Origin of the sequence: Lacihabitans lacunae (assembly GCF_042649125.1) — a bacterium.
GTDB classification, from domain to species: Bacteria; Bacteroidota; Bacteroidia; order Cytophagales; family Spirosomataceae; genus Leadbetterella; species Leadbetterella lacunae.
Genome location: NZ_JBHRYQ010000001.1, coordinates 1,522,630 through 1,535,153 on the forward strand (window position 1 = coordinate 1,522,630; position 12,524 = coordinate 1,535,153).

Annotated in this window: 4 protein-coding genes, 2 tRNA genes, 3 rRNA genes and 1 pseudogene; 5 read left to right on the plus strand and 5 right to left on the minus strand. The window is 39.9% G+C overall.

Annotation, left to right across the window (positions count from 1 at the left end):
• Nucleotides 1–334: 334 nt before the first annotated feature.
• Both ACFOOI_RS06645 and ACFOOI_RS06650 read right to left on the minus strand, forming a co-directional pair.
• A complete protein-coding gene (locus ACFOOI_RS06645; protein WP_379836370.1) occupies nt 335–1,585 on the minus strand; it encodes an MFS transporter in 1,251 nt (416 codons plus the stop codon).
• 29 nt (nt 1,586–1,614) lie between these two features.
• A complete protein-coding gene (locus tag ACFOOI_RS06650) occupies nt 1,615–4,104 on the minus strand; it encodes a M14 family zinc carboxypeptidase (protein ID WP_379836372.1) in 2,490 nt (829 codons plus the stop codon).
• Nucleotides 4,105–4,426: 322 nt separating this feature from the next.
• On the opposite strand from ACFOOI_RS06650, the gene ACFOOI_RS06655 reads away from it, so the two are divergent.
• The 4 genes and pseudogenes from ACFOOI_RS06655 (at nt 4,427) to ACFOOI_RS06670 (ending at nt 6,367) form a co-directional block, all read left to right on the plus strand.
• Nucleotides 4,427–4,498, plus strand: a tRNA-Glu gene (locus ACFOOI_RS06655).
• A gap of 311 nt (nt 4,499–4,809) precedes the next feature.
• Nucleotides 4,810–4,881 (plus strand) — tRNA-Glu (locus tag ACFOOI_RS06660).
• 165 nt (nt 4,882–5,046) lie between these two features.
• Complete coding sequence (locus ACFOOI_RS06665; protein ID WP_379836374.1) at nt 5,047–5,391, plus strand: ISAon1 family transposase N-terminal region protein; 345 nt, start codon at nt 5,047–5,049, stop codon at nt 5,389–5,391.
• Between the two features lie 22 nt (nt 5,392–5,413).
• Nucleotides 5,414–6,367, plus strand: a pseudogene (locus ACFOOI_RS06670) (ISAon1 family transposase).
• A gap of 103 nt (nt 6,368–6,470) precedes the next feature.
• On the opposite strand, the gene rrf reads toward ACFOOI_RS06670, so the two are convergent.
• The 3 genes from rrf to ACFOOI_RS06685 form a co-directional block, all read right to left on the minus strand.
• A 5S ribosomal RNA gene (gene rrf / locus ACFOOI_RS06675) occupies nt 6,471–6,582 on the minus strand.
• A 206-nt stretch (nt 6,583–6,788) separates the two neighbouring features.
• A 23S ribosomal RNA gene (locus ACFOOI_RS06680) occupies nt 6,789–9,606 on the minus strand.
• Between the two features lie 209 nt (nt 9,607–9,815).
• Nucleotides 9,816–11,321, minus strand: a 16S ribosomal RNA gene (locus tag ACFOOI_RS06685).
• The 16S, 23S and 5S rRNA genes sit together here, the layout of an rRNA operon.
• Before the next feature lie 1,024 nt (nt 11,322–12,345).
• Here ACFOOI_RS06685 and ACFOOI_RS06690 point away from each other — a divergent pair.
• On the plus strand, nt 12,346–12,501 hold the full coding sequence (locus ACFOOI_RS06690) for a hypothetical protein (protein ID WP_379836376.1): 156 nt from the start codon (nt 12,346–12,348) through the stop codon (nt 12,499–12,501).
• Nucleotides 12,502–12,524: the final 23 nt, after the last annotated feature.

The following is a 12,524-nucleotide window of genomic DNA, read 5'->3' on the forward strand; positions in this document are numbered from 1 at the left end:
AAAATAATTTTGAGGCGATTGCGACACGCCCTTACGTGAACATCACGGATTAATATCCGTTGCCTGCTCTGAAGGGGAAAAAACTGAAGGGTTTTTAAAACCTTTTGCCGATTGCAGAGACTCGAACGGATAGTTCGATTTTTAACGATGCAAAGGTAAGAAAACAAATCTCTAAATCAGCACGTACATACATTTATTCTTAAAATAATACCAAGAAAGGTTAGTATTACAACAAAAAGAGCGATTTGCCCTCAAAATATTACCACTACAACAAGGAATTAGTCACACTTTTTAAGGAAATAGTAATCCTACCTATCACCTACTTTAAAAATCCTCATGAGCTTAATGACTTTTTAAGAGCTTGTGTTGGGTCAATAAAAAACCACAGACTCGAAGCTACAATCAAACATCCTGAAATCAGGAATAGGGGATAGTTAAAGTTATGTGTTAAGTGAACAATGTTTCCAAATATTATGGTAATAAAAAAACCACCCATTTGCCCTGCAAAATTCATGGCCCCGGTAACTGCTCCCGAGTTTTTTTTACCAATATCTACACAAACCGCAAAAGCAACCGGAAGAGTAAGGTCTTTTAGTAAAACACAAAGTGCCAATAAATAACCTGCCATCTGATTGTCTTTTACTAGTCCAGCAAATAGAAAACATATACTTGAAAGCCCTAAGCCAGTAACTCCAACAATTCTCCTTCCTAGCTTTAAGCCTAGTTTTTTACTCAAAATATCACTGGTGAAACCTCCAATAATACAGCCGATGGCACCTAAAAAATATGAGAGTGAAATAAAGTTCTTAGTTTGATCTTCGCTCATGCCGCGTCCTTCCTGAAAATACGTAGAAGACCAATTAGTGAAAAAGTAAGATGCATAAAAAAACAAATGGCACATGAGCATCAGCATCCACACATTTTTGTTTTTCAATATGGTCTGCCAATCTAACTTCTGATGTTCTTGAGTTTCTTTTCTACCATCTAAAATCTCCGCTTTTTCTTCATCCGAAATTCCAGGAAAATCTTCTGGGCTATCTTTAAACCAAAAATACCAAGCTGTAGCCCAAATGGCACCAACAATCCCTAACAAAACAAAAGAAAAACGCCAGCCAACCAAATGCACCAAAGGGATTATTAAAAGTGGTGTTAAAGCACCACCGATTCTACCTGCTGACCAGATTACCGACTGTGCCCGGCCAACTTCTACCGCAGGAAACCACCTTGAAATAGCGATTGAAGTATTGGGGTAGGCTCCGGCCTCTCCTACCCCAAATAAAAATCTTACGATTAACAAATGTACAAACCCAAAGGCCGAACCTGTAAGTGCAGTAAAGCCAGACCACCAAAACACAACTCTAGTTAAAACTTTACGAGGACCAATCCGATCACCCAATATACCTGTTGGCATTTCGAAAAGAGCATAAGCTAAAGAAAAAGCTCCTAAAATATAGCCAAAAGACTGATTATTGAGTTCTAGGTCTTCTTTTACATATTTGCTTACCACGTTCATACAAACACGGTCCAAAAATGTAATGATTGAAAGCAAAAACAAAAAACCGAGTACCTTGTATCTGACTTTCATTTTATTAACCTATTCTATTTTTTTTAATTCTATTTTACTAGAAAAGTAGCATTAGCAAACATCAATTTACCTGAATTCCAAAAAGCTCTGAATAAGGGACTTTCTATCATATAAATCACCTTTCCTTTTCCTAAGTCTTGAACTGAAAAAACAGGCAAATCCTTCATTGTAGTTATTAAGTTTTTTCCAACAAAACCAGACATGTGATCACCTAACTTACCTACATTCCATCCATTTTTCAGATAATCGAAATCAATCTTGTTTTTTATCATAAAATATGAACTCCCCGAATAACCGTAAGCCAAAGGATGTGTATTGTCAAGATTTATTTTAAATATAGCCCCTGGTATTTGGTCAGAAATAGCATTTCGTTCTCTATCACCATATATACCTTGTGTATTTTTCTTGTCTTTTGTTTTTGAAATTAAATTAAAGCCATCTTTTCCAGCAAAAAAATCATTCGCACTTTCTAACAATATGAGCCTTCCTCCATCGCTGATCCATCTGTTAATCTCTTTGGTATCCGAAATGATTTTACCATAATTACCATTTGGCAAAATCAAAACATCAAACGACCATAAGTCTACACTCGAAAAATAACTACCGTCTATTAGTGTAACTGGATATTTAAGCTGCTGATCAAAATAGTGCCAAACGTCTCCCACGGCGGTAGGCGTAATACCAGCACCCATCAAAAGCCCTACTTTAGGTGCATTAACCACATCCACAGAACCCGCACCCACATCCGAACCAGATTCAACCAAACCCGAATACATAGGAGTAAGGTTAATATTAAACATTTTCGCTATTTCAACTACTTTAGTTTCGAAGTTCGCCCCCAAGTTTTCATTTCCTTTCCTGGTTATTAGAAGTGTTCCTCTTTTGAAATTCTTTCCTTCGGCTTTAAAAGCATTTTCTTGAACCCTTACTTTTATTTTTTCTTTGAGCAAAGAAGCCAAAAACTTAGATTCCTCAAAAGAATTAATTTCCGAAGCAAAAGCAAATACTTTTTTACCAGCAGTGACTTCACTTATTCTTGTCCCTGTTGGCTTTGCTTCATCCCCAGTTAATTTAGCTGAAGTAGCATAAGCTTCAATATCGAATGCATATGGAAGAGACCAAGCGGTAATATCATACGTGTTTGAATCTTCCAAAACAGTTTTAGGTTCAAACAAAATCTTAGTAAAAACACCTTTGGGCTGAAAAGTACTGATAATTAAATCTTTCTCATCTATCGAAAAATTATCCTCTTTGTTTGCTTGATAGTTAAAACCAAAACCCGTTGACTTTTTTCCAGCATAACCATATTTGATTTGTAACCTATCCAATTGGTCTGTTAGTGCATTTATTTTGGCTTCATTACCCGCATATTTCAAAATATACGATTTGTATTTTCCATAACCTTTGCTTTGAGCATCATTAAAATATTTCGCAAAAGCCTTTTTAGTCTCTTCAGATTTCTCAGAAATAGCCTTAAGTGTACCTAAACTAGTAGAATACGAATGAGCTATTCTGTCAGTGAGAGTTAAAGTATCACCGTCTTGACGCTTAAATGCTAATCCAGCTGGGCCGCCACCAGCTTGTTCAAAAGTCATACCGATAGCTCCATTATATGTTGGATACGTATCTCCATAACTTGGGTATAATAAATCGTAGTTTTCTTTAGTATAATACAACCAACCTTTGTCATCAAAATTTTTCTTGTTATATTCACCTAACATTACTTGGAAATCTCTTTGATAGGTATTTATGTCCTCATGAAATGGTTTAGCAGAAGGGGCAAAATAATACGTAGAATTAGGCCCCATTTCATGAAAATCTGCATGAAGTTGAGGCATCCATGAATTATAAAATGAAATACGCTGCTGGGTTTCTTTTTGAGTTTGCCATGCAATATCTCTATTTAAATCAAAAAGATAATGATTAAACCTTCCACCTGGCCAAGGTTCGTGATGCTCAACCGAAGCTCCATGCAAATCAGGAGAAGAACCAATGTAACGATTATACCAAGTACTATATCTGTCAAATCCGTCAGGATTAACACATGGATCAATAAGTACAACTGTATTTTTTAAGACACTTTTGCTTAAGTCGGATTGCCCAGCTGCCATTTCATAAATAACCTTAACCATACATTCAGAACTAACAGATTCATTTCCGTGCACATTATAAGATAACATAGCAATAACCGGAATATTTGAGTTTGGAGTGCCATCACCCATACCAATGTTTGCAAGGTTTGCTTTTCTGATACTTTCGAGGTTTTTTATATTTTCAGGCGAACCAATTGCCACAATCAATTGAGGTCTTCCTTCCGTGGTTTTTCCAAGCGGCAAAATTTTAACATTCTCAGGTTTATTTGCCGCAACGTGTTCTACATAAGAAATCAGTTGATGATGAAAGTGAAACTTAGACCCTGTAGGCTCTCCAAAAAACTTATCTGGAGAAAGTAAACCTTGAGCGTACGTATTTGTGGCAAAAAAAATCGAAATAAAGAAAAGAGTTTTTATTATTTTCATAGTTCATTGTTTGTAATGTTTTCAAAAATAAGGATTTATTTAAAGTATGCAGATAAAACCAAAATAAATATATTCATAAATACAAATTGGGTAAAGATTTAAAAAGGCCAAAAATGCTTATTTTATGTGCAAATTTTAAACTATATCAATAAACAATAAAACTTTTAAAAGAAAAATGAGATTTTATAAACTATTTTAACCCAAAGTTAGGAACGTAAAACAAAATGCTATACTTTTGCACCACGATTTGAGAGAATCAAGTCGACATAACGTCTAAAACAAGTAAGTTTTACGCTTTTTGTAACGAATTATGGGACCAGTCGGCCCGTTCGTCTAGCGGTTAGGACACGGCCCTTTCACGGCTGAAACACGGGTTCGATTCCCGTACGGGTCACAAACCTCATTCCTAACAGAGTGGGGTTTTTGATTTTTAAGGCCAGACCAAAATTACACCTCCTTTTAAAACTCTCGATTCTTAATTATTTATATATATTTCAAGAAAATATTTTTAATCCCAAAGAATAAACAAACTACTAATCAGTCAGTTAAAAAAAAATAATTTTTTATTTGAATAGAATCTAAAAAAAGGCTTGCATACTAAGAAATAAGCGTGTAGTTTTGCACCACGATTTGAGAGAATCAAGTCGACATAAAGTCTAAAACAAGTAAGTTTTCCGCTTCTTGTAGCGAATTATGGGACCAGTCGGCCCGTTCGTCTAGCGGTTAGGACACGGCCCTTTCACGGCTGAAACACGGGTTCGATTCCCGTACGGGTCACAAACCTCATTCCTCACGGAGTGGGGTTTTTGATTTTTAAGACCATGCCAAATACAGCTTTATTAAAATTCAAGGAGCTGGTAAAAAAGGGATCAAGCAAAAAAGTTGGGGGGGGGGGGGGGGGGAAAGGAATTTGAAATTTACTTTGGGTAAAAAAACTCTTTTATGACGCAAGATTTTATCCAACTATTACTTCCTGAAGGACTATTCGAATATTTTGATTTAGTTAATGTTGAAAAATTTGACAATACATATAATATTTACATAACTGAACGTAATTCAATACCCAAAGAATTTGAAGGTCAAAAATTAGAGTCGAAAGGCTATTTTGAAGAGGAAACCATTCGAGACTTTCCTTTGCGGGGGAAGCCGTGTTTTTTAAAAGTAAAACGTAGGAAATGGCTAAATCATGATACAGGAAAAACGGTTTATAGAAACTGGAATATGGTTGCAAATGGAACGCGAATGACATCGGAATTCGCGGCTTTTTTAAAAGGAGCTTTTAGATAACACTCCAATTAGTTGTAAAATCATAGGTGATCTCTGCCAATTAGATGGTAAACGTTTAGAAGAGCAATACGCATCACATTTAAGTAACTTTACTAGCTGGAAACAGCTTGAGCATGCTCAAGCTTGGATTCTTTACCCAGATAATTTAGGGGAATTCCTTTCGATAGATGAAACTTGCCTTTCAAATGGAGAACTTTATACTATCTTAACTAACAAAGCTGCTAAAGGTCGAAAAGGAGCTTTAGTAGCAATGGTAAAAGGTGCTGTTAGCGAAAAGGTAATAGAAGTATTACATAAAATCCCCTTTAGTAAGAGGAAGAAAGTTACTGAAGTAACGTTAGACTTAGCTCCAACTATGGAAAAGATAGTCAAAAGTAGCTTTCCAAGAGCAAAACTTGTTCCAGATAGATTTCATATCCAGCAATTAGCATCTGAAGCTGTTCAAGAAATACGTATTAGTCACAGATGGAATGCGATTGAACAAGAAAACAAAGAAATTGAACTAGCAAAAGAATTAGGCAAACGATACATTGCCGAAATTTTAGAAAACGGTGATACCACCAAGCAATTATTAGTAAGAAGTCGGCATATACTTTTTAAAAGCATACATAATTGGTCGCCTTCACAAAACCATAGGGCAGAAATTTTATTTAGAAAGTATCCCGACCTAGAAGAAGCCTATAATATAAGCCAAAGTTTATCCCTAATTTTCTCAAAGAGTAAGGAAAGGTTAGTAGCATTTAAAAAACTAGCATTGTGGTACAATGAAGTAGAGAAATCAGGGATAAAATCCTTTCAAACAATATCAAGAACAATATAGAACAACTACGAAAATATCCTAAACTATTTTGATAATAGAAGTACTAATGCTTCAGCAGAATCTTTCAATGCGAAGATAAAAGGATTAAGAAGACAATTTAGAGGGGTTAGAGATATAAGTTTTTTCTTATTCAGACTACAAAAAATATACGCCTAACTCCCCCCAACTTTTTTGCTTGACCCATTAAAAAAAATCGCAGTAGTTTTTGGGCACAAAAAAACCCCAACATTTCTGTTGAGGTCTTTGTTCTTCAATAAATAACTGGCATCTACCTACTCTCCCGGGTTTGATCCAAGTACCATCGGCGGTGCGGGGCTTAACTGCTCTGTTCGAAATGGGAAGAGGTGTTCACCCGCCCTATTGACACCATGAAGGTCTTTAGTACCTTTCATTTCTCAATGGGAAGATGTGTTGCGATTCGTCGCACCGGCGAAACGTCGCATCGCCCTCCCTATTGACACCATGAAGGTCTTCAATAGTTTCTAAATCTCTTTAGAAGCTTTTAATATTTTTGACATTGCTCTGTACTACAATTGCTTGTAACACATTGCCAATAGAAAAGACTGAAAATTAAAAAAGTGAGAGTTTATCGGTTCATTAGTACTACTCGGCTGCATACATTACTGCACTTTCACCTGTAGCCTATCTACGTCGTCGTCTCCAACGTTCCTCTATGGAAGTCTCATCTTGAGGTGGGTTTCACACTTAGATGCTTTCAGCGTTTATCCCGTCCATACTTAGCTACTCTGCCGTGCCCTTGGCAAGACAACAGATACACCAGCGGTATGTCCAATTCGGTCCTCTCGTACTAAAATCAGAGCCCCTCAAACTTCCCACGCCCACCACAGATAGGGACCGAACTGTCTCACGACGTTCTGAACCCAGCTCGCGTGCCACTTTAATCGGCGAACAGCCGAACCCTTGGGACCTTCTCCAGCCCCAGGATGTGACGAGCCGACATCGAGGTGCCAAACCTCCCCGTCGATATGAGCTCTTGGGGGAGATCAGCCTGTTATCCCCGGAGTACCTTTTATCCTTTGAGCGATGGCCCTTCCATGCAGAACCACCGGATCACTATACCCATGTTTCCATCCTGCTCGACTTGTAGGTCTCACAGTCAAGCTCCCTTTTGCTATTGCACTCAACGCACGGTTACCAAGCGTGCTGAGGGAACCTTTGGAAGCCTCCGTTACTCTTTTGGAGGCGACCACCCCAGTCAAACTACCCACCAAGCGATGTCCCCCGTTCGGGGTTAGGAACCAGATATTCAAAGGGTGGTATTTCAACGTTGACTAAACTACGCCTGGCGACGCAGCATCGAAGTCTCCCACCTATCCTACACATCAAATATCCAGTCACAACGCTAAGCTATAGTAAAGGTTCACGGGGTCTTTCCGTCCCGTGGCGGGTAGACGGCATCTTCACCGTCACTACAATTTCGCCGAGCTCACGGCTGAGACAGTGCCCAGATCGTTACACCATTCGTGCAGGTCGGAACTTACCCGACAAGGAATTTCGCTACCTTAGGACCGTTATAGTTACGGCCGCCGTTTACTGGGGCTTCGATTCAATGCTTCTCTTGCGATGACATCCCCTCTTAACCTTCCAGCACCGGGCAGGTGTCAGGCCATATACGTCGACATTAATCTTCGCATAGCCATGTGTTTTTGTTAAACAGTCGCCTGGGCCATTTCTCTGCGACCAACATTGCTGCTGGTTCCCTTTATCCCGAAGTTACAGGGTTAATTTGCCTAGTTCCTTAGCCGTGATTCACTCGAGCACCTTAGGCTTCTCGCCTCGACTACCTGTGTCGGTTTGCGGTACGGTCAGTATATACCTATTCTTATTGGCTTTTCTTGGAACCTTATCCCCTCATTCGACTTGTCCGAAGACGCATCTCAACGCAGAATTCCGTCTCTACGTATGAAGCTTTAAAATCCGTCCCCACTTCGAAGTATACACTGGTTCAGTAATATTAAACTGATTCCCATCGGCTTCTGCTCTCGCATTATCCTTAGGGGCCGACTAACCCTCCGTTGATTGACGTAGCGGAGGAATCCTTAGTCTTTCGGTGTGAATGGTTCTCACATTCATTATCGCTACTTATTCCTACATTTGCTTTTCTGTACGCTCCAACACTCCTCAAGGAATATCTTCGCTGCATACAGAATGCTCCCCTACCCAAAGTATTGCTACTTTGACTATGCTTCGGTATTATACTTTATGCCCGCTTATTATCGATGCCCGCCCCGCTCGACCAGTGAGCTGTTACGCACTCTTTAAATGATTGCTGCTTCCAAGCAAACATCCTGGCTGTCTCGGCAGTCAGACTTCCTTTGTTCAACTTAGTATAAATTTAGAGACCTTAGCAGTAGTTCTGGGTTCTTTCCCTCTTGGACTCGGACCTTAGCACCCGAGCCCTCACTGCCGGCTATATCTTATCGCATTCGGAGTTCGTCTGAATTTGGTAGGATGTGACTCCCCCGCATCCAATCGGTAGCTCTACCTCGATAAGACTCAACGCCGACGCTGTACCTAAATACATTTCGGGGAGTACGAGCTATTTCCCAGTTTGATTAGCCTTTCACCCCTACCCACAGTTCATCCGAACACTTTTCAACGTATACCGGTGCGGTCCTCCAGTTGGTCTTACCCAACCTTCAACCTGACCATGGGTAGATCACTAGGTTTCGCGTCTACTCCATCGAACTACTCGCCCTATTCAGACTCGCTTTCGCTTCGGCTACGTTCCTTAAAAACTTAACCTCGCTCGATAAAGTAACTCGTAGGATCATTATGCAAAAGGCACGCCGTCACTACACAAAGTAGCTCCGACCGCTTGTAGGCGTACAGTTTCAGGTTCTATTTCACCCGGGTACTCCCCGTGCTTTTCACCTTTCCTTCACAGTACTAGTTCACTATCGGTGTCTCAGGAGTATTTAGCCTTGGCAGATGGTGCTGCCGAATTCAGAGGGGATTTCACCGGTCCCCACCTACTCAGGATACTGCTCGTCCTAGATTCTTTACGTTTACATGACTCTCACATTCTACGGTCAGGTTTCCCATCCTGTTCAACTTAAAATCTATTTCTAAATGCAGTCCTATAACCCCTAACATGCCGTAACATGCTAGGTTTGGGCTGGTCCGTGTTCGCTCGCCACTACTTACGGAATCACTCTTGTTTTCTTCTCCTATGGGTACTTAGATGTTTCAGTTCCCCACGTTCGCCTTTATACTTAGTATAAATTCTCATCCTTCAGATGAGAGGGTTGCCCCATTCGGAAATCTTTGGATTAACGGTTGTGTGCACCTCCCCAAAGCTTATCGCAGCTTATCACGTCCTTCTTCGCCTCTGAGACCCTAGGCATCCTCTGTACGCCCTTATCTAACTCTCGTTATTTCTTTTCTCAGTCTTTTCCATCATGTCAATGTACGTTCCTCTAGTTCGTTGTATTCCTACAAAACCACTAAAATTGTGATATAATATCGCTACTATACCAACATAACTTGTCGGTGGGAATATAAACTCTCCATTATACCTTTTTTTAGTCTTCAAGACCCTTCCTTTGTTTATTTCATCAATCTTGCGACCGATTATCTCTAAAAAGGAGGTGTTCCAGCCACACCTTCCGGTACGGCTACCTTGTTACGACTTAGCCCCAGTCGCTAGTTCTACCCTAACGAAGTCTTTTACCTTCCGCTTCAGGTCTACCCAACTCCCATGGCTTGACGGGCGGTGTGTACAAGGTCCGGGAACGTATTCACCGCATCATGGCTGATATGCGATTACTAGCGATTCCAGCTTCATAGGGTCGAGTTGCAGACCCCAATCCGAACTGTGATTGGCTTTTTGTGATTCGCTTACTATTGCTAGCTCGCTGCACTCTGTACCAACCATTGTAGCACGTGTGTCGCCCTAGGCGTAAGGGCCATGATGACCTGACGTCGTCCCCTCCTTCCTCTCTACTTGCGTAGGCAGTCTTGCCTGAGTCCCCAGCATAACCTGATGGCAACAGACAATAGGGGTTGCGTTCGTTGCGGGACTTAACCCAACACCTCACGGCACGAACTGACGACGGCCATGCAGCACCTTGTTTCGCGTCATTGCTGACTTATCCATCTCTGAATAATTCGCTCACATTCTAGCCTAGGTAAGGTTCCTCGCGTATCATCGAATTAAACCACATGCTCCACCGCTTGTGCGGACCCCCGTCAATTCCTTTGAGTTTCACCGTTGCCGGCGTACTCCCCAGGTGGATTACTTATCGGTTTCCCTTGGTCACTGAGTCCGAAAACCCAACAACTAGTAATCATCGTTTACGGCGTGGACTACCAGGGTATCTAATCCTGTTTGATCCCCACGCTTTCGTGCATCAGCGTCAGTATATTTGTAGCAACCTGCCTTCGCAATTGGTATTCCTTCCGGTATCTATGCATTTCACCGCTACACCGGAAATTCTAGCTGCCTCCAAATAACTCAAGCTCAACAGTATCGGTGGCATGTAAAATCGTTAAGCGACTACCTTTAACCACCGACTTACTAAGCCGCCTACGCACCCTTTAAACCCAATAAATCCGGATAACGCTCGCCACCTACGTATTACCGCGGCTGCTGGCACGTAGTTAGCCGTGGCTTATTCTAATGGTACCGTCATTACCCCTCGCAAGGAGCACATTCTTCCCATTCAAAAGCAGTTTACAATCCAGAGGACCGTCTTCCTGCACGCGGCATGGCTGGGTCAGAGTTGCCTCCATTGCCCAATATTCCCTACTGCTGCCTCCCGTAGGAGTCTGGCCCGTATCTCAGTGCCAGTGTGGGGGTTACTCCTCTCAGAGCCCCTAAGGATCGTCGCCTTGGTGTGCCGTTACCACTCCAACTAGCTAATCCTACGCATGCCCATCTGTATCCAATAAATCTTTCAAATAAAAATGATGCCATTCCTATTATTATGCGGTATTAATCCCAGTTTCCTAGGGCTATCCCCCTGATACAGGTAGGTTGCATACGCGTTACGCACCCGTTCGCCGGTCCTATTGCTAGGCCCTCGACTTGCATGTATTAAGCCTGCCGCTAGCGTTCATCCTGAGCCAGGATCAAACTCTCCATAGTAAATTACTTTAATACGAAAAGATCTCCTAACTTAAATTCTTAGTATAATTTCTTTGTTTATATCCCCAACAAGTTAATGAACTTTATTCCACTCTATATCGTGAACTTGTGCTATCTAATAGCTCCTTATTTTTTCCCTATCTCTCAACCGGGGTGCAAAGGTAATAACCTTTTTTTACATTCCAAATTTTAAGAGAAAAAAATTTAAGAATTATTATGAACTTTATTTCCCTCTTTCCGCTTTAACTCCAAGGCCTCTGCCGTTTTGGGAGTGCAAAGATACCACTTACTTTTCCGCATTTCCAAATTATACTTGCATATCTTTTTTACCCCTTTTATTAAACTTACTTAACCCCAATTACTTACATTTTTAAATACTTCATATCTCTATAAACCTTCTTTATTTAATCCTATTCTTTAACTCGCCACTTTTTGCGTAATATCGGATCAAACAAAAGCAGAGGGCATGAAATTTCATATTTCTTTTGAGTAAAAAAATATTTAATGATTCAAGATTTTATCCAAACTATTAACCGAAAGGACAATTCGAATATTATGATTTAGTTAGAGTTGACAATACGGATAATATTTACATAACTGAACTTAATTCAATTCCCAATGAATTTGAAGTCAAAAATTAGAGTCGAAATACAATTTTGAAGAGGAAAGCTTTCGGAATTTTGCTTTGAGGGATAAGCCATATGTTTTTTAAACATTATAATAAGGAAATGTATAAATAATAGTTCGAGAAAAACAAATTATGGTAATTGAAATACGTAAGCAAATGGAATTATAATATCATCTGAATTCAGGGACTTTTTAAAAGTAATTATTTAACATCGCTCAAATTTGTGTAAAACCCTCGGCAAATTCTAGCAATTAGAAGGTAAATATTAAGAAGAAAAATACCCAACACATTAAAGTAACTTTAATAGCTGTCAATAGATTTAGCATGCTCAATCTTGTATTTTGTGTCCAAAAAATTTAAGACAACCTCTTTCTATAGATAAAACATGTCTATTAAATGGAGAAGCATTTACTATGCTTAACTAACAACGCTGCTAAAGAACGAAAAGGTGCTTTAGTAGTAGAGGTAAAAGTTACTGTTAGCGAAAAGTTAATTAGTATATTTAAAATCCTTAATAACAAAATCAAGAATAATGAAGAACAATTAAAATAATATCTAAAGCTTTATCGATAATG

Bases quoted from the DNA above. Each gene is read 5' to 3' on its own strand.
- ACFOOI_RS06665 (WP_379836374.1), top strand. From the start codon at position 5,047: ATGACGCAAGATTTTATCCAACTATTACTTCCTGAAGGACTATTCGAA.
- ACFOOI_RS06645 (WP_379836370.1), bottom strand. From the start codon at position 1,585: ATGAAAGTCAGATACAAGGTACTCGGTTTTTTGTTTTTGCTTTCAATC.
- ACFOOI_RS06690 (WP_379836376.1), top strand. From the start codon at position 12,346: ATGGAGAAGCATTTACTATGCTTAACTAACAACGCTGCTAAAGAACGA.
- ACFOOI_RS06650 (WP_379836372.1), bottom strand. From the start codon at position 4,104: ATGAAAATAATAAAAACTCTTTTCTTTATTTCGATTTTTTTTGCCACA.